16 protein-coding genes are annotated in these 18,432 nt (G+C 41.1%); 3 read left to right on the forward strand and 13 right to left on the reverse strand.

Features of this window, described 5'->3' with window-relative positions:
- Positions 1-5 precede the first annotated feature (5 nt).
- On the forward strand, positions 6-1,325 hold the full coding sequence (locus ABIN91_RS07410; protein ID WP_348050055.1) for a folylpolyglutamate synthase/dihydrofolate synthase family protein: 1,320 nt from the start codon (positions 6-8) through the stop codon (positions 1,323-1,325).
- On the opposite strand, the gene ABIN91_RS07415 is transcribed toward ABIN91_RS07410, so the two are convergent.
- The 8 genes from ABIN91_RS07415 to ABIN91_RS07450 all read right to left on the reverse strand — a co-directional run bounded on the left by ABIN91_RS07415 (position 1,267) and on the right by ABIN91_RS07450 (position 10,702).
- The gene (locus tag ABIN91_RS07415; protein WP_348050057.1) at positions 1,267-2,097 is read right to left on the reverse strand and encodes a hypothetical protein; all 831 of its coding nucleotides are present in this window, start codon (positions 2,095-2,097) and stop codon (positions 1,267-1,269) included. The genes ABIN91_RS07410 and ABIN91_RS07415 overlap by 59 nt on opposite strands.
- A gap of 365 nt (positions 2,098-2,462) precedes the next feature.
- Complete coding sequence (locus tag ABIN91_RS07420) at positions 2,463-3,389, reverse strand: aspartate carbamoyltransferase catalytic subunit (RefSeq protein WP_348050059.1); 927 nt, start codon at positions 3,387-3,389, stop codon at positions 2,463-2,465.
- Positions 3,390-3,462: 73 nt separating this feature from the next.
- The gene (pyrR, locus tag ABIN91_RS07425; protein WP_348050061.1) at positions 3,463-4,008 is read right to left on the reverse strand and encodes a bifunctional pyr operon transcriptional regulator/uracil phosphoribosyltransferase PyrR; all 546 of its coding nucleotides are present in this window, start codon (positions 4,006-4,008) and stop codon (positions 3,463-3,465) included.
- 174 nt (positions 4,009-4,182) lie between these two features.
- Entirely contained in the window at positions 4,183-5,184 is a 1,002-nt protein-coding gene (locus ABIN91_RS07430; RefSeq protein ID WP_348050063.1) for a hypothetical protein, read from the reverse strand.
- Positions 5,185-5,193: 9 nt separating this feature from the next.
- Positions 5,194-6,450 carry a HAMP domain-containing sensor histidine kinase gene (locus ABIN91_RS07435; protein WP_348050065.1) on the reverse strand — a complete coding sequence of 419 codons (1,257 nt, stop codon included), beginning with the start codon at positions 6,448-6,450 and terminating at the stop codon, positions 5,194-5,196.
- A complete protein-coding gene (locus ABIN91_RS07440; protein ID WP_348050067.1) occupies positions 6,447-7,124 on the reverse strand; it encodes a response regulator transcription factor in 678 nt (225 codons plus the stop codon). Before ABIN91_RS07440 ends, ABIN91_RS07435 begins: the two co-directional genes overlap by 4 nt.
- 112 nt (positions 7,125-7,236) lie before the next feature.
- Positions 7,237-8,997 (reverse strand): ABC transporter ATP-binding protein, encoded by a 1,761-nt coding sequence (locus ABIN91_RS07445; protein WP_348050069.1) that lies wholly within the window; start codon positions 8,995-8,997, stop codon positions 7,237-7,239.
- Positions 8,978-10,702, reverse strand: a complete 1,725-nt coding sequence (locus ABIN91_RS07450) for an ABC transporter ATP-binding protein (protein ID WP_348050071.1) — start codon at positions 10,700-10,702, stop codon at positions 8,978-8,980. Before ABIN91_RS07450 ends, ABIN91_RS07445 begins: the two co-directional genes overlap by 20 nt.
- A 343-nt stretch (positions 10,703-11,045) precedes the next feature.
- Between ABIN91_RS07450 and ABIN91_RS07455 the strand changes: the two genes are divergently transcribed.
- Positions 11,046-12,782: a phospho-sugar mutase gene (locus ABIN91_RS07455; protein WP_348050073.1), complete on the forward strand. Its 1,737-nt coding sequence runs from the start codon at positions 11,046-11,048 to the stop codon at positions 12,780-12,782.
- A 122-nt stretch (positions 12,783-12,904) separates the two neighbouring features.
- Complete coding sequence (locus ABIN91_RS07460) at positions 12,905-14,338, forward strand: family 43 glycosylhydrolase (protein WP_348050075.1); 1,434 nt, start codon at positions 12,905-12,907, stop codon at positions 14,336-14,338.
- Positions 14,339-14,397: 59 nt separating this feature from the next.
- Here ABIN91_RS07460 and ABIN91_RS07465 read toward each other — a convergent pair whose 3' ends face one another.
- From ABIN91_RS07465 to ABIN91_RS07485, 5 genes are all read right to left on the reverse strand, one after another.
- On the reverse strand, positions 14,398-14,697 hold the full coding sequence (locus ABIN91_RS07465) for a hypothetical protein (protein ID WP_348050077.1): 300 nt from the start codon (positions 14,695-14,697) through the stop codon (positions 14,398-14,400).
- Between the two features lie 129 nt (positions 14,698-14,826).
- Positions 14,827-15,054, reverse strand: coding sequence for a hypothetical protein (locus ABIN91_RS07470; RefSeq protein WP_348050079.1), 228 nt, complete (start codon positions 15,052-15,054; stop codon positions 14,827-14,829).
- Positions 15,055-15,150: 96 nt separating this feature from the next.
- Positions 15,151-15,924, reverse strand: a complete 774-nt coding sequence (locus ABIN91_RS07475) for a phosphatase PAP2 family protein (protein WP_348050081.1) — start codon at positions 15,922-15,924, stop codon at positions 15,151-15,153.
- 27 nt (positions 15,925-15,951) lie between these two features.
- Entirely contained in the window at positions 15,952-17,472 is a 1,521-nt protein-coding gene (locus ABIN91_RS07480; RefSeq protein WP_348050083.1) for a DUF3943 domain-containing protein, read from the reverse strand.
- A 432-nt stretch (positions 17,473-17,904) separates the two neighbouring features.
- Complete coding sequence (locus ABIN91_RS07485; RefSeq protein WP_348050085.1) at positions 17,905-18,384, reverse strand: nucleoside deaminase; 480 nt, start codon at positions 18,382-18,384, stop codon at positions 17,905-17,907.
- Between the last annotated feature and the right edge of the window lie 48 nt (positions 18,385-18,432).

Raw genomic sequence — 18,432 nt, forward strand, 5'->3', positions numbered from 1 at the left:
CTTAAATGACCTACCCCGAAACCCTCAACTACCTTTACACACAACTCCCTATGTTCACCAGGGTAGGGGCATCGGCATACAAGGCAGATCTGGATAACACCATCGAGCTATGTAAACGGTTAGATAACCCTCAAAACAAGTTCAAAACCATACATGTTGGCGGTACCAACGGCAAGGGTTCCACATCGCACATGCTGGCGGCAGTGCTGCAAACAGCGGGTTATAAAACCGGTTTGTATACATCGCCTCACTTATGTGATTTCAGGGAGCGGATCCGTGTTAACGGCGAGATGATCTCCGAGCAAACCGTTATTGATTTTGTAGCAAAGTACCAGCCCGATTTTAACGATATCCAACCCTCGTTTTTCGAAATGACGGTAGGCCTGGCCTTTGATGTATTCGCTAAAGAAAAAGTTGATATCGCCATCATCGAAGTTGGCCTTGGCGGGAGATTAGATTCCACCAATATTATTACCCCGCTGTTCTCCATCATCACCAATATCGGCTGGGATCATATGAATTTATTGGGCGATACTTTACCATTAATAGCAGGTGAGAAGGCCGGTATCATTAAACCCAACATCCCGGTTATCATAGGCGAATACCAATCCGAAGTCGCCGAAGTTTTTATTGCGAAGGCAAAGCAACAAAATGCCCAACTCACTTTCGCCTCACAAGCGTTTGAAGCCGAGATTACACATGGGGGAACTTCAAATAACTATCTCGACTTAATCTTACACAAAACTGATTTCTCAGATATCTCCGATCTGAATTTCCCCACTGCCGATATCGACATACGTCTCGACCTGTCCGGTACTTACCAGGCCAAAAATGCAAAAGCGGTTTTGTGCGCTATAAAGGAGCTAAGATCGCAAGGTTATACCATAGCCGATGCGGATATTCAAACAGCGTTAAGGCAAGTTAAAACGCTCACAGGCTTACGTGGCCGATGGGATATATTGAGCCACTCCCCATTAGTAATAGCCGATACCGGGCACAACCCCGAAGGTATTGCCGAAGTACTCAAAAATATAGCCGCAACACCATATAAGCACCTGCATTTTGTAATGGGTATGGTAAACGACAAAGATATCAGCAAAGTGTTGAGTATGCTTCCGCAAGATGCCACCTACTATTTCTGTAAACCCAACATCCCTCGTGGGCTGGATGCCGAAAATTTGCAGTTGCAAGCGCAAAGTTTTGGTTTGAATGGTGATGTTTACCCGGATGTTCAATCAGCTTTTCAATCAGCTAAAAATACGGCTGCTATTGATGATTTGGTTTTTTTGGGTGGGAGTACTTTCGTAGTGGCGGAGGGAATTTAATCTGACCTGTTGCAAGATTTTTTATAAAGCCAATTTTATCCTGATTGTTATTGATGAAGTTGAATCCGATGTCGTAACTGGTTTGGCCTCCATCTTCCCAATTGGCTTGATAAATTTGTCCATCAGTTTCCATTTTTAATAAGTTGTCAGATTTATAAAATTTCAATCTGTATTCTGGGTGAAATTTTTTGTTTGTAAGCTTTCCACTCCTGATTAAACTCAAAAGATAAAAGCCTGCAGACGAGTTAATAAAACCCCTATCGCTACCTTTTTCAAAAAATGGAAGTTGCACGTCTGGGCTTAAAAATTTGCCATCTACAGGTTTAAATTTGAGATGTTCATGCAAATACTCTAAGGGCAAATAAGCCCAAACTAATTCGAATGGCCCGCTTCGTTCATAATCATGAATTGATTTAATGATCTTTCCATCTTTGACAAAACTGATACTTACTTCTGATCCATCCGCACCGTTGGTTGAATAATCATGTTTTAAGCGGAGGAAATCCGCCTTGGCAAAACCTTGTTCAATGCTTATAAACTTGTCTAAACTAATATTGGCAGTTAAGTATTCGAGCTTGTTATTGCTGTTAAAACCACGGTATAAAACAGCACCGTTTTGTTTAATAATGATATCATGATTAATGCCCCAGGTACTGTATGCCGATAAAACTATTTCATCGGCAAAATCAGCTTTAAGGGGAGCAATATGCTGTTTTATATATTGATATTTTACAGGGTTGTCAGTATCGTTATCATTCTTTTTAATTACCAATGTGTCATCCGTTAACGAAACTATCTTCCAGTTTACCCACTTGCGGTCCGATGGGTCAAATATATTTAGATTGTTGCCGATTAACTCATATTTGGTTTTAGGCTTCCAAATTTCATTTTTGGTTTTGTAGTCGAAATACCCGGCTTTGTTAATGCAAACATTGTTTTTGACAAACAGATATCCACTCACATTAAGGGAATGCTGCATTCTAAAGGTGTCTACTGTTTCTTTTCCTTTTTCAGTAAAAGAGGTTGACGCAAGGTTCCATTCGCCTAAAATTTTTTGGTCGTAGTTTTTTTGTTTACACGAAAAAATTGTAAGTAAGACAGAGAATAGCAAACAATACTTTATTCTCATAAGCTTATTTACTGCGTTTGCCCGGCCAGTAAATACAACACAGCCATTCGCACAGCAACCCCATTCTCAACTTGGTCAAGAATAATAGATTGCTTGCTATCTGCAACATCGCTGGTGATCTCAACCCCACGGTTAATAGGCCCGGGGTGCATTACCGTGATCTCTTTATCTAGCGAATCTAATATGGTTTTATTCAAACCATAAAGCATGGTGTATTCCCGTAACGATGGGAAATACTTAATGTCCTGACGCTCTAACTGGATGCGGAGCATATTGGCTACATCGCACCAATTCAGAGCTTTTCTCAGGTCATGTTCAACCTTAACACCTAACGATCCAATAAATTTAGGGATCAGCGTTGTGGGGCCGCAAACCATAACTTCGGCGCCTAATTGTTTTAAGCAAAGTATGTTGGATAAGGCAACCCGCGAGTGTAAAATATCACCCACAATAACCACTTTTTTGCCCGCAACCTCACCATATTTTTCGCGGATGGAGAAAGCATCGAGCAAGGCTTGGGTAGGATGTTCGTGCGCGCCGTCACCAGCGTTTACTATTTGGGCCTTTACATGTTTGGATAAAAATATTCCTGCCCCTGCATAAGGGTGGCGCATTACCACCATATCAACCTTCATGGCCAGTATGTTGTTTACGGTGTCGATCAGCGTTTCGCCCTTGCTTACCGATGACGATGATGCCGCGAAATTCACCACATCTGCCGAAAGGCGTTTTTGAGCTAGCTCAAACGATAAACGTGTACGGGTAGAATTCTCAAAAAATATATTGGCGATAGTAACATCCCGCAACGACGGTACTTTTTTTATCGGACGGTTTAAAACATCTTTAAAAGTATCGGCTGTTTCAAATATCAGTTCAATATCTTTTTTATTCAGATCCTTGATTCCTAATAAATGGCGGGTGCTTAATGTATGCATTGTTTTCTTTATATCTTACCAAATCGTCATTGCGAGGAACGAAGCAATCTCTACATAAGCAATGACGAATCTTTTATTTTACATCTGATAATAACACTATCTTATCTTCTCCGTCTGTTTCTTTCCAACTCACCACTACTTTTTGCGATGCGATGGAGTCAACTTCAATACCAATATAATCAGCCGCTACAGGCAGGTCGCGCGAATAACGTCTGTCAACCAGTACCAATAATTCTACTTTTTGCGGGCGCCCAAAGGCCAGCATGGCATCCATTGCGGCGCGTATGGTACGGCCTGTCCAAAGTACATCATCTATCATGATTACTTTTTTGCCTTCAACAATAAAATCTATCTTGGTTTGGTTAGGTACTAACGGCGATTCGCGCCTGCGAAAATCATCGCGGAAAAAAGTAATATCCAGATCGCCCTGTTGAATGGTTTTTTCCGGAAGTATTTTACGTAACTCTTCGGCAATACGTTTGGCCAGATACCGGCCGCGCGGCTGTATCCCAATGATAACAGAATTTGAAAAATCGTTATGGTTTTCTATCAATTGCCTGCAAAGGCGTTGAATGGTGATCTGGAATTTCTGGCCGTCGAGTAATATTGGATTTAGCATTACCTGGGTGGATTTGGGCAAAAATAGGTAATTTTTTGGGAAAACCGACCAATAAAAAATGTCATTTCGAACGATAGTGAGAAATCTTTTGCGTGTGCTTGATCTGCTGTAGACTTATCATACGTAAAAGATTTCTCCTCGTACCTCGTCGAAATGACATCAAAAGAGAATATTTTACTGCAACTTATAAACCAGCACCGTAAAAGTACCGGATAAAGCTTTGCGCGTGCCTTTCTCAAATTCGGCAACGCTCAAATAAATTTTATGCGTTTTGGTATCCAGAGCTAAGGTTTTAGCCCTAATTTGGGTAGTTAAAGTCTGCACCACTTTATATTCGTTTGCCGATACTTGTTTGATAATGGTAGTAGTGGCATCACCGTTTGATATCAGTATCAGTTTAGTTTCCGCATCATAAGCAACAGCATCAACACCAGCGCCAATCGCTATTGTAGTGATAACTTTACCATTTGTAGCATCAATAACGGTCATGCCTTTGTTCTCACGGCAAACAGTGAACAGGCGCTGGTTCTTCTCGTCCAAAGCCAAACCGGTTGGGCCGCCACAAGGTGCTAATGGGTAGTTTTTAATTACCTTTTGAGTTTTGGTATCGATCACATCCAGGCTGTTTTTATCTTCAAGATTATTATAAATTAATCCTTTACCGTTACTTACCGCAAACTCAGGCGCGCCGCTTAATGCGATGGTGCCCACCTGCTTTAAAGTATTCGGATCAACTACCGACGAGTTGTTGCTATCGCCATTAAAAACATATACTTTATCGCTAAAAGCATCATACATAAGTGCATCGGCACCTTTGTTGCTCAATGGGATAGTTGCAACCTTTGCTAAGGTTTTTAAATCAAAAGCTACAGCGGCGTTTCCACGGCCATCGCTAATAAATCCCTTGTTCACCTTGTTATCAATAGCTATACCATGAACACCTACCATGCCATCAATAGTGCCGATAACTTTTTCGGTAGCCAGATCAACCACATTAACCGCCGTTCCGTGCGAAACATACAGGCGGTTGTTTACTTTATCTATGGAAAGATAATCATACCCACCATCACCCGGCAAACTTATCTTTTTATCCAATACATACTGCTTATCCTGTGCATTAACTGTTGCAGCAGTGATCAATAATAATCCTAAAAGGACCGAAAATACTTTTTTCATGGTTTTTGTTTATTGCTGATTAAATAAAATTGTGAATGAATGATATAATGTATCGTAACTATAATTTAGCTGATAGCCATAGTTATCACATATCTGCTTACAAATGGTTAAACCCAGTCCCGTTCCTTCGGATGATGCCGATTTATTAAACCGTTTATATATTTCGTTTTGGGGCAAAGCGTTTTCGGTACCGGTATTTTGTATCATTAATTTTGTGTTGGTTAATAACACATTGATCTCACCATTCTGGTAATTATGGCGCATGGCATTGCTTAATAGGTTGTTCAATAAAATTTCGATCAAATACCTGCTGGTGGTAACCTGTTTATCGGTCATCTCGCATGTAAAAACGAGTTGTTTATCATGGAAAAGCTCTTTAAACTCACTTATCTTTTCCTCAATCAAAGGCTTTAAATGAATAATCTCGTTATCGGTAACCAGTTTATTCTCTATTTTAACCAATAACAAAAGCGATTGGTTTAAGCGCGTTAACCGCGATACGGCATCATAAACATCATCAAGCAATTTACTTTGCTGCTCATTATATTCGCCAGTTTGAATCAACGAGTCCATTTTAGAATTAATAACAGCTATCGGCGTGAGCAACTCGTGCGATGCATTCTCGGTAAAAGCTTTCAGATCTTTATAATCCCGTTTTACCCTGGCACTCATATGCTCTACTGCCTGGTTCAACTCGTTAAATTCATCAATTTTTGAAGGTTGGGCCGATACATCGTTGCCATCGTTCAAACTAAATGCACGTAGTTGATGTAGTGTGCCATAAAATGGTTTCCATATCCTGTTTAAAATAAAGCGGTTAGTAATAAATAATACAAGCAGCAAAAACAAAATAACCCCTATGGTAATACCAAAAACTATCCGGATCAGATCTTCAGTTTCAACTTTTGATTCGGAAATGGTAACCTGGTATATACGGCCGTTAACCACAGCCGAAGTTATTAGCGCCCTGCCAGATTCCTTTTCGCCCTCTTTTTTGTTGTAAAAATCAGCATTCGAAAAACGACGCTCTACCGGTTGGTTAACCTGCAAATAGGTAACAGTTAAATACTTGGAATCTATAGCTTCGGGCAAAGTATTATGTTCCTTAATATAATCTAAGGTTTCGGCTTCTTCGGTTCTAATATCTTTATCAACCTGATGGTTCAAAATATAACTGATGGCCCCATAATAAATAGCACCCGTAATAAACAGTACAATAATGGTTGTAAGCAGGTTTACACGGTTGTAATGGGTAAACAGTTTCATATATCTGCTAATTTATAACCCATGCCATAGGCGGCTTTTATATAATCTTTACTGCCGGCTTCTTCCAGTTTTTTACGCACATTTTTTACGTGCGAATAGATAAAATCAAAATTATCAGCCATATCGGCGGCATCGCCCCAAAGGTGTTCGGCAATGGCGTTTTTAGATACTACCTTGCCCTTGTTGGCAAAAAAGTAAAGCAGCAGCGCATACTCTTTCCGTGTAAATTTGATGGGCTGGTTATTAACCTTAACCTCTTTAGCCTGCAAATCAATATTGATTTCGTTAAATATCAAAACATTGCTGCCGCTAAATGCCTTGCGGCGGATAATAGCTGTTACACGCGCCTTTAATTCGGATAAGTGAAAGGGTTTAACCAGGTAATCATCGGCACCCAGATCTAAACCCTGAAGTTTATCATCCAACGAGTTTTTAGCCGATATGATCAATACGCCATCGGTTTTGTTATGCTCCTTTAAATATTTCAGAATGTTTAAGCCATTACCATCAGGCAGGGTAATATCCAGCAAAATGCAATCATAGCTGTACAAGCTAACCTTGGCTATAGCCGAATGATAATCTGTAGCGGTTTCGCAAACGTTCCCTGCTTCGGTAAAGTAATCTTCAATACTTTCCAGCAAACCGGGTTCATCTTCAATAATTAATATTTTCAATGCCGTTGAAACTTAAATGGATCTACAATTAAATCTTCATCAAAGTTCGACAACAATTTTGTAGTAAATTAGGATTTCACAACAGCAAAATAAAAAGAAATTTTTGTTAAGATCAGCTTACCCGTTTACCACTCAATAATTTATCCAGCGCGTCGTTAAACGAACCTGCCGGTATCACCTCGCCGGCATTTACAAAGAATATTTCGTCGGCATTCTCAATAGTATTTAAACGGTGAGCTATAATAATACGGGTTGTATTAGCCGATAGCTTGTTTAAAATATCGCCCAAAAGCTGCTCAGTTACCGTATCAATGTTGGCGGTTGCTTCGTCTAATATCAATACTTCCGGATTGCGCAAAACAGCACGCATAAAGGCTATCAATTGCTTTTGACCAAGACTAATGCCATCGCCTCCGGATGTTACTTTGGTTTCTAATCCTGTTTCAAAAATAGTAAGCAGGCTTTCCAAATTGGCCTCCTTAATTACAACTTCGAGTTGCTCATTGCTATAGTCTGCATATTGCTCGTTACCGTACAAAATGTTTTCTTTAACCGTTCCAGTGAACAAAAAAGGTTCCTGCAAAATAAAGCCTACTTTTTTAGAGCGTTCTTCGGGCTGGTAGCTGCGGATATCTTTTCCATCCAATAATACTGTGCCCGATGTTGGGTCGTATAACCTCGCAATAAGCGAAGCTGTGGTAGTTTTACCGCCACCAGTAGGGCCAACAAAGGCGTAGGTTTTACCACGTTCTAAAGTAAGTGATACATTATGCAGTATTTCGGTACCATCCTGATAGCCGAATTTTACGTTTCTAAATTCTACCAACGCGGTTGATGTTTCGGGATATTTTGGTTCGATGATCGGCAGATCAGCTTCTAATGATAATATCTGGGCGATCCGGTCCCAGCCAGCCATTGCCACCTGGAAACTGGTCCATAGCGAAGCTAACTGCCTTAAAGGGTTGTAAAAGTTGGTAACATAGGCTAAATAACTCACTAATAACCCCACGCTAAATTCGCCGATTGAGATGAGGTAAATACCATAGGTTAAAACGATGAGCGTACCGAAACTGGAGAGCATGCTGTAAACCGGCAGCAGTAAGTTGTTGGCTAATCCCGCGCCAATAGCAGTGCTATAATTTTGCTGATTGGCCTCGTCAAAACGTTTACGGAAATAATCGCGGCGGTTAAATGCGATGATGACACGGAAGTTATTCAGGCTTTCCTGAATTTCGGCGCTCATGCCGCCTGTGCTTTTTAAGTTGATGGCGTTTTTGCGTTTCACCCATGGGGATACGATCTGTGTAAACAGCAGTATCAATACACCAGGCACCAATGCAGCAGCACCAAGTTTCACGTTAATACAAAGCAAGAAAATACCTGCGCCAATCATGATAGCAATGCTACCCACAAATTGCATCAGCGATTGCGAAAAGAAAGTGTTAAGCTTATCGGTATCGTTATTAACGCGCGATATCAGATCGCCGGCTTTGTTGGCGTTAAAGAAAGCTACCGGTAACTGTTGTAGTTTGTTAAATATGGAGTTACGTAAGGTAAATAGCAGGCGCTGGCCCACGCTTCCCATCAATTTGGTTTGGAAGTAGCTGGTGCATAAGCCTATCAAATACATGCCTAACAGTATGCCCGAAAATACCAATACACCGTGGTATTGCTTGTGCTGAATGTATTTATCAATAGTATGCCCCACTAAAAATGGGCCAAGCAGGTTAATTGTTGAGTTAACCAGGATAAACACCATGGCGATAAGCAGGTTCTTCCGCTCGTGCGCTATGAGCTTTAACAAGCTTTTCAGCGCGGCATAGGTAGAGTTTTTCTTCTGCTGTTCTGATAGCTTATTCAGGTCGTAATTCATAGTTGCTGGTGCTTTGTTGTGAATTAAACAGTTGGATATATTCCGGACTGGTTTGTACCAGTTGCTCGTGCTTACCGCTGGCGATAATCTCGCCCTGCATCAGTAAAATGATCTGATCGTAATGCTCAACGGCTGCAATTTTTTGCGTTACCGATAGCAGCGTTAAGCCGGGGTAATTTTTCTCAATGTTTTCTAATATTTTCTTTTCGGTATTGTTATCAACCCGGGCAGTAAAATCATCCAGTAATAAAACCTTCGGATTTATGGCTAAGGCACGCGCTAACATAATGCGCTGTTTTTGTCCGCCCGAAAGGCTTGAACCACGTTCAGAAACGATGGTGCTCAACTTCTCCGGTAGGGCATCAATAAACTCGCGCAGTTCGGCAGTATCTATCGCTTTTTGCAGTGATTCATCGGTAACAGTATCACTAAAAGCAATGTTCTCGCGGATGCTCATATTAAAAATAATGCTATCCTGAAATACAAAACCCACCTGGCTATGGAAAGCCTGGGTATTGTACTCATCAACATTATGGCCGTCCAGTTCAACTATACCGCTATTGGCTTTGATCAATCCCGTCAAGAGATAAAGTAGTTGTGTTTTACCTGCCGCGGTTGGGCCAATAACCGCGGTACGTGTCCCGGCTTTAATGGCAAAGGAGATATCTCTCAATACGGGTTTTTGTCCGTACAAAACGTTTACGTCTTTCAATTCAATATCACCACGAACGATATCGGTAATGGTACCGGGTTCTTCCAGTTCCGGGCTTTCAATCACTATGCGGATACGCTCGTATGATGCCGTGGCTTGTGCTATCACATTGCTCATAAAACCAATAATCAATATGGGGAAGATGAGCATAGATAAATAACTATTGAAAGCCGCGAAATCGCCCAGACTCATGCTGCCTGTGATCACAAAATGACCACCTAATGCTAAAATACTCAACACCGCCATATTGGCCGAGAAGGTAATCACCGGAATTAGCCCGGCGAAAAGTGTGAGGATCTGCAAGCCGAAATCGCGGGCTTTGGTATTGGCCGCCAAAAATTTATTGTATTCCAGTTGTTGCGAGTTAACCACCCGGATAATGGCCGAACCTAAAATGCTTTCGTTAATTACCTTGTTCAGCCAATCAATAACGGCGCGGCTTTGGATAAAAATGGCCCTTACCTTTTTTAATACGGTGTAGAATGTGAAACCGATTATCGGGATAATAGCGATTACACAAAGTGCCAGTTGCCAGTTAATGGTAAGCAGCAATACACTTGAACCGATAATGATAAACAACGACGATACGATAGATACAATGGCTTGTGATATGAAAAGCTTAATGGAATCAACATCGGTAGTTAAGTTGGTTAACAGTTTGGATGGGTTTGCGGTTTCGATAAAGGCATTGTTTTGCTTGGATATTTTGTCAGACAGGCGGGTTCGCAAATCGCGTGCAACGCGCTCCGAGGCATAGGTTTGAATAACGCTTTGCAAATAGGTAAATATAAATATGGCTCCAACAGCAACGCTAAACTCAATCAATATGGGGTTGAAAACAAAGGTGCCATGCGTAAAAGCATCAATGCTGTTTGATATGATTTTGGGTAACAGTAAGTTAATGGCATTACCAAAAAGGGTGAATATTAATAATAGCAGCACTAAACCCCGGTAAGGTTTGAGCAACGTGAGTATGCCGGGCTTTTTATCCATTTGTAAAAAGGTTGATTTGTTTGAGTTAACGGTTAGGGCTAAAAATTACTTTAACTATTTTGAACCGAATTGCAAATATAACTATTACCCAAGGCTACAGGCTATGGTAATGTTATTAAACAAAAAAATCTCTGCGGCCCCATCGCGGGGCCAGCAAAGAAATGATCAGCGTTATCAATCCCTTAATTTGCTGATGTGTTTATATCAATCATCCTGTTAATTTGTTACCCTTATATTCAATTTTTATCTCAAATAATATTGATTCAATTAATGCACCACAACTTTTTATTAGCATATTTGTTAGCATAAAGCAACATAGATCAAACATTAATAATAAATACATATGCAGGAATTAGATGCTTCTGTTCAACAGAAAGTGAATACATGGCTCAATGGTAACTACGATGCCGGCGTTAAACAACAAATACAAAAACTGCTTGATGATAAAGCTTATACCGAAATAACCGATTCGTTTTACCGCGACCTTGAGTTCGGCACCGGCGGTTTACGTGGTACTATGGGTCCGGGCTCAAACCGGATTAATAAATATACTATTGGCGCGGCTACGCAGGGTTTGTGTAATCACTTAAAGAAAACCTATCCTGGCGAAAAGGTTAAAGTTGCCATATCTCACGATAGTCGTAATAATTCTGATCTGTTTGCCCGCATTACTGCCGAGGTGTTTTCGGCTAATGATGTCCATGTTTACTTTTTTAAGGAGTTGAGGCCTACGCCGGAACTTTCTTTCGCGATACGGCATTTGGGTTGCAAGAGTGGGGTGATGATCACGGCTTCGCATAACCCTAAAGAGTATAATGGTTACAAGGCTTACGGTGCCGATGGCGGTCAGTTTGTATCGCCGGAGGATGTAGCTGTGATGGATGAGGTTGCCGCTATAGCCAGTGTTGATGATATTAAATTTAACCGCGTTGAAGCTAATATTGAATTAATAGGCGAAGAGATAGATAAGCTTTATCTGGATGCCATTACCACACTTTCGGTATCGCCGGAGGCTATTAAACGTCAGAAAGACCTTAAGATAGTTTACTCGCCTATACATGGTACGGGTATTACTTTGATGCCTAAAGCTTTAGCGCAATTTGGTTTTAACAACGTTACTATAGTTGAAGAGCAGGCCACTCCAGATGGTAACTTCCCAACCGTAATTTACCCTAACCCCGAAGAAAAAGAAGCCCTTACCTTAGCCATGAAAAAGGCTAAAGAAATAGATGCCGACTTAGTATTGGCAACCGACCCGGATGCCGACCGTGTAGGCATAGCCGTAAAAAATACCGCGGGCGAATGGGTATTGCTTAACGGTAACCAAACCGGCAGCTTACTGATCAACTACCTGCTTACCGCCTGGCAGGAGCGGGGTAAACTCACTGGCAAAGAATATATTGTTAAAACCATTGTAACCAGTAACCTGATAGAACAGATTGCCAATGCCAAAGGCGTTAAGTTTTTTAACACGCTGACCGGCTTTAAATACATTGGCGAATTAATGACCCAGTTAAGCGGCAAAGAAACCTTTATTGGTGGTGGCGAAGAAAGCTACGGCTACCTGATAGGTGAGTTTGTGCGTGATAAGGATGCCATTGTATCGGGCGCGTTTATTGCCGAGATGACGGCCTTTTACAAAGATAAAGGCAGCAGCTTGTTTGAGGCTCTGGTTGAAACTTACCTGGAATACGGTTTTTACAAAGAAACCTTAATATCCATCACCAAAAAAGGACAAAGCGGCGCGCAGGAAATTAAAGCGATGATGGAACAATACCGCAACAACCCGCCTAAAACTTTGGGTGGCTCAAAGGTTATCGCTTTAAAGGATTATGAGTTCCGTGTTGAAACCGACCTGGATACCAATACCACCAAACCTATCGATCTGCCAAAGAGCGATGTGCTACAATTCATCAGCGAGGATGGTACCGTGGTTTCGGCACGCCCATCGGGTACTGAGCCTAAGATCAAATTTTATTGCAGCGTGAATACTAAGCTGGCTAATAAAAATGCCTTTGCCGAAACTGAAGCTGTTTTGGATAAGAAGATTGAGGTGGTGATGAAGGATTTGGGATTGTAGGTAGTCCGGAAGTCTGGAAAGACGGAAAGTCCGAAAGAATTTGATTTATATGGTGCCCGGCTTTGGCTGGGCATCTTTTGTTGACCAGGGTTTAATTTGATATTACTTATGCATATTTGTGCATGGGTAATGTCAAATATATCTTATGCCTCGCTCTGTTTTTTTATGTTGGTAATAGATACTGCCTTGGGCAAGGTGTTACAAATGTTCAATACAATGCTATTTACTCGGGCGTACCGTGGTTTGATGACCATGGAAATATTGTTAATGCGCACGGAGCCAATATCATTAAAGAGAATGGAAGATTTTATTTAATTGGTGAATGCCATTCTGATACGAATAACGCGTTTACGGCTTTCAATTGTTACTCATCTGCCGATCTATATAACTGGAAATTTGAAAACCAGGTTCTTAAAATACAACAAGATGGTATATTGGGACCTAACCGTGTTGGTGAACGGGTTAAAGTAATGAAATGCCCTTTAACCGGGGAGTTTATTTTATTTATGCATGCCGATAATCTAGGTTATAAAGACCCTTATATAGCCTATGCAATTTCGGCAACCATTACCGGTGATTATACCTTAATGGGACCGCTGCTTTTTAACGGTAAGCCCATCAAAAAGTGGGATATGGGCACCTTTCAGGATGGCGATGGATCCGGCTATGTGTTGATACATGGCGGCAATATATTTAAGTTAGCTAATGATTATCACAGCGTAACTGAGCAGGTGCTAAAGGACATGACGCCGGAATCGGAATCGCCGGCAGTATTTAAAGCGAATAATACTTATTTCTGGCTGGCCTCTTCCCGCACAAGCTGGGAGCGGAACGATAACTTTTACTTCACGGCAAATTCCTTAAAAGGACCATGGATAAGCCGGGGGTATTTTGCACCAGATAAAAAGCTGACCTGGGATTCGCAAACAACATTTGTTTTGCCCTTACCTGGTATTAAGAAAGACACAACGTATATGTTTATGGGCGACAGGTGGTCGTACCCGCGGCAGGGCAGCGCGGCAACGTATGTTTGGCAACCTCTTAAGGTATCGGAGAGCTCGATAGCTATTCCTCAATTTATTGATGCCTGGAAGCTGAATTTATCCACAGCTCAGTGGGGAACGGATAAGTTTGAAAATAAGGCTATAGTTTATGCGGGTAAAAAGCAAATAAGCTATCAAGGTAAATGGGATGGGCCGGGTAAAAATGATGCTGTAGAAGTTATGAATGTATCGGCCGCCGAAGGAGCTCAAATGAATATTAATTTTACAGGTAGCCAGATCAAACTATACGGTTACAATTCATTGAACGGTGGCTATGCTAAAGTTGATTTGCTTGATAAGAACAAAAAGATTATCGCTACAGCTACTATTGACTTCTATAGCAAAAATCCGAACACGGGTATCAAATATGTAAGTCCGATATTGGTTAAATCGGCGTACACTTTAATAATTAAGGTGTTAGGTGCCCATAGCCAATGGTCAAACAAGGCTCATACTATATTTGGAAGTACCGGCGATCAGGTAGCAATTACCAAAGTCGCAATTATCAATTAAATAACAAAGCCCGCAAACTTCTCAAGTTGCAGGCTTTATTATTAAATGGAATAAGTTTATTAATCCTCTTTTTCGTTTTTCATTTGGGCTTTGGTGATGTAAACCTTTTTGCCACGGCCGTTTACGTAATAGTAGTGAGAGTGTTTGTTGATGTATACGGTTTGGCCACCTGGTCCGCGTTTATCGCGATACACCTTGTCGGTAATTACCGATGCACCTTTTACAGCTACTTGCGCTGTTTTATTGCCTATTTTGTTAATGGTTTTGCCAACTGAGCCATCGCTCGATGTTTTGGTTTGTGCCATTAACTGTACTGAAACCAATAGGGCGGGTATTATTAATAATTTTAGCTTTTTCATGATCTGTGTTTATTGTTATTTGATAATACAATAACACTCATGTCTGTATTTAGTTTGCATAATAACAAAGGGCACAGTAATATACATTTACTGTGCCCTTTGTTTAAGGTTTATAGTAAGCTTTAACCTTTACTCGTCATCATCTGTCGACTCATCATCGGGCAGGTTGGCTTCTGTGGGGCCAAGATCGGCGTCTTCGGCATCGGGTTCGTTAATGCTGTTCCCTACTTGAATTTCGTGCTGGTCATCTTCACTTTCAGTATCCAGATCATCGTCGGTATAAGTAGTTTCTTCGTCACCTTCAATCGGATCAATAGCTTCGTTGTAATCCAATAATTCTGCTGTTTCTGTTTTCATGGCTTTTGTATTTTAATTGAATAACAATATCGCCAGCATAAGTTTAGCAAAACTTAATTTTAAATTATGAGATGATTAAGTTTTAGCCCGATGTCTTTACAGTTGCATAGCAAATGTAAAGCCCGCCATACCATCCTGGTAAGTTGGAACCAGCATACTGCTTTTGCCTTTCTTATCGGTACGTGTTAAAGCATTACGCAGGTAGGGGTAAACCAGGTAAGCCAGTTTGGTTGATATGATACCGAAACCAGCCCCGGCCACAACATCGCTAAACCAATGATCGTGATTATAGAGGCGGAAGATGCCCGTTGTTGTGGCTATAGTATAACCCACTACACCATACCACGGCGATTTTTCGGAGTATTCCTGCGCCATAAATTCTGCTCCCGCGAAAGCGGTGGAAGTATGGCCGGATGGGAAGGAGAGATAATCGGCACTATTTGGCCGTAGCCGGTTGGTAGTGTGCTTAAGTGTGCTTGTCATGATGCTTACAAAGCCACCCGATATGCCGAGTAATATGGTACGATCAAGAAAGGTATTCTTGCCGGATACACCCACAAAGTTTAAACCATACACCAAAATTACCGGAGCAAACTGGAAATAGTTCTCGGTTTTTGCAGAGCTGAAGCCGGGGTCGGTTTTAAGGATCTCGTTATTGATAGAATAATCTAATCTGCGTAAAGCCGGAATAGCGAATGATATGCCACCATAAGTGATCAGGGCTGCGGGCGGAACGAGCGACAGGAATTTACTGTGCAGGTGCTTCACCGTATCGGGAGCGGTTAGCAGATCCTTTTTTATACTGTCAACAATTTGAGCGTGTGCACTCATCGAAATTATACACAATACGGCTATTATTATTTTTTTCAATTTATTTATATTAACGTTAACAATAGTTTAGTTATACCTTCCCTTACGCTGCGGGTCTTCTATAAACCACGACAGGAATATTTTTTGCTCTGTTCGTACCGAATATATAGCAGGGAAGTTTTGTAAATAGCGATCATCGTAATAAACAAAATGTTCAAAACCAATACTCATGTTCTTATAAAGCTGTACTGTGAGCCTTGGTTTTAAAATAGCCACGTAATTATTACCGGCAGGGCCAACAATGGTGTGCATTAAAAAGTAATAATAGGCTACCGATGCACTTACATATTTTCCTAAATTGAGCGTGCTTTCAAACTTTGCTTCCAGGCCATTATTATAGGTGTAATCTCTAACTTGTGATGTATCCGGGCCAAAGCGTGTGCTGTTACCGGCCAACGGCACAAATGCCAGGTGCGCATTGGTATAAAGCGTGATGCTTTTAGTTATGGGGTACTTGGTAAATATCCCCCCACCAAAACCTACCACACCTAATTCAAAGGTTTTATTATCCCAGTAATCATAATATTGATAGGCGCCGTAAAGTACCGAAAGCTTACCGTAGCTTGTGTTATTGCCAAATAGAATACCATATCCGGTTAAATTGTCTAAAATTTTTCTGCCAACGCCAAAGGTAAGATCGGTACGGAGCCTGAAGAAATCAAATGGTTTGCGGTACCTGTCTTCAAATGGGTTCCCATAATCTAATTGAATATTAAGCAATTCATCAGTAGGGCCAGCGCCAAAAACCGTTTTGTTATCCTGGTTTATTTTATGCACTCCGGCTAATACGGTAATATTAAGGGGTTCTTTTTGATAAACTTCTTTTGTGGTGCGCCTGAAAGATTTGCCTTGCAAAAGCCGGTTTAAACCGCGAACCGGATCTATTAAACCGGCAGCTATTTCTCTGAATACCCTGTTGCTGCCCATTGTACGGTCATCCAGAATGTTTGAGCTTAAACGATAAAAGATCTCCCCCAAAAACGCGCCGTTAACCGGAGTGTTTACTAAATCATTATATGAGGGGCGTGTGTTTTCTCCAAAATACTCCCAAATTAAACTTCCGCCCACGGCAAAAGGGAAAGATTCTGTATAGCTATAGCCTTGCGACCGTGCCGCGTTAAAATACATTGAACCTGTATAAGGGTGGCCTATAAAGTTTATTCCGAAACGGTCGTCATCCCATTCCCAACCCTTTTGAAAGTTATTTTTCCATGTAGTGGGGCCAATGTGCGAAAAATCTGCATTGAAAAGAAGGCGGTCCATTGACCATGTGAAAGCATTAATACCTAAAACTTCAACCGCTGGTTTCCAGATGGGATATTTTAAGTTGAGTTTTTTATCATCATTCAACAGATCGCCATACTTGTTTTGAATTGTTGTATCAATAAACGGGCTTTTTTTAGGTTGGCTTGCGCCAGAGTCTGACAGTAACTTTACTTTGGTTGCTTTGATCTGTTTCAATTGTTGGTCTGCCGGGCCTTTGCCTGGTTTGATCGTATCAACAGGAGTAACCTGCGCAAAGGATTTTATGCTGGCTATAACAAACAAGCACAATATTATCAGACTTGTTTTTCTGCTTTTTTTCTGATTGAAAAGCAAGAGTATTATTGCGGAAAAAGTTAAAGCATATATCATGGCTGTATCTGCTGGTTAAAGTTCTATATATATTGCTTAATATTAGTTTAACAATGTTTTAACCTAAGCAACAATCAATTGTTTAGTGTTTTAAACTATTTTTTCATTTAATTTAAAATGGATCAAAAATTCAAAATTTATACAGAATTGGGTTTTAACTTTGCTCATTTTGGCTTATTGGCCGATACTGTTAATTGGCCGCTACTGTTAAAACCACCAGTGCGATGATGTGAAAAAGGATATCGAGCTAATGATACGCCCGATGTAATATAACTCTATATAAACAAAAAGGCCGCCAAACCGGCAGCCTAAAATAACTCAATAACCATTTACCTAATAACTAACTCAATACTCTGTCTTGTTTTCAGTGCTGGTCCAAAGCTTAAAAGCACCCTGTGCCTCATCACGTAGCATTTGTACAATGGGGAGTTTACGGTTGGCCATTTCGCAGGCTATTTCTTCGTAAATAAATTGATCGTCAAAACCTATCGCGGCGGCATCAACTTTGTTATTGGCATAAAATATCTGGTCTATCCGGGCCCAGTATATAGCGCCCAAACACATAGGGCAGGGCTCACAACTGGTATAAATTACACAGCCTTCCAAACTGAACGAGCCTAACTCCTGGCAAGCCAGGCGTATGGCCGATACTTCGGCATGGGCCGTGGGGTCGTTAGTGGGTACTACACGGTTGGCACTACGGGCTAAAACCATCCCATCCTTCACTATTACGGCGCCAAACGGACCGCCGGCTCCCTGCTTTACATTATACTCAGATAGCTCAATGGCCATCCTCATAAATTTCTCGTGGTTTTCGTTACTCATATTCTTTGTTCATCAAAAAAACCCCAACTAAACAGCCGAGGTTTTGGT

The organism is Mucilaginibacter sp., assembly GCF_039921305.1.
GTDB lineage: Bacteria > Bacteroidota > Bacteroidia > Sphingobacteriales > Sphingobacteriaceae > Mucilaginibacter.

Bases quoted from the DNA above. Each gene is read 5' to 3' on its own strand.
- ABIN91_RS07410 (WP_348050055.1), top strand. From the start codon at position 6: ATGACCTACCCCGAAACCCTCAACTACCTTTACACACAACTCCCTATG.
- ABIN91_RS07420 (WP_348050059.1), bottom strand. From the start codon at position 3,389: ATGCATACATTAAGCACCCGCCATTTATTAGGAATCAAGGATCTGAAT.
- pyrR (WP_348050061.1), bottom strand. From the start codon at position 4,008: ATGCTAAATCCAATATTACTCGACGGCCAGAAATTCCAGATCACCATT.
- ABIN91_RS07430 (WP_348050063.1), bottom strand. From the start codon at position 5,184: ATGAAAAAAGTATTTTCGGTCCTTTTAGGATTATTATTGATCACTGCT.
- ABIN91_RS07435 (WP_348050065.1), bottom strand. From the start codon at position 6,450: ATGAAACTGTTTACCCATTACAACCGTGTAAACCTGCTTACAACCATT.
- ABIN91_RS07445 (WP_348050069.1), bottom strand. From the start codon at position 8,997: ATGAATTACGACCTGAATAAGCTATCAGAACAGCAGAAGAAAAACTCT.
- ABIN91_RS07450 (WP_348050071.1), bottom strand. From the start codon at position 10,702: ATGGATAAAAAGCCCGGCATACTCACGTTGCTCAAACCTTACCGGGGT.
- ABIN91_RS07455 (WP_348050073.1), top strand. From the start codon at position 11,046: ATGCAGGAATTAGATGCTTCTGTTCAACAGAAAGTGAATACATGGCTC.
- ABIN91_RS07460 (WP_348050075.1), top strand. From the start codon at position 12,905: ATGGGTAATGTCAAATATATCTTATGCCTCGCTCTGTTTTTTTATGTT.
- ABIN91_RS07465 (WP_348050077.1), bottom strand. From the start codon at position 14,697: ATGAAAAAGCTAAAATTATTAATAATACCCGCCCTATTGGTTTCAGTA.
- ABIN91_RS07470 (WP_348050079.1), bottom strand. From the start codon at position 15,054: ATGAAAACAGAAACAGCAGAATTATTGGATTACAACGAAGCTATTGAT.
- ABIN91_RS07485 (WP_348050085.1), bottom strand. From the start codon at position 18,384: ATGAGTAACGAAAACCACGAGAAATTTATGAGGATGGCCATTGAGCTA.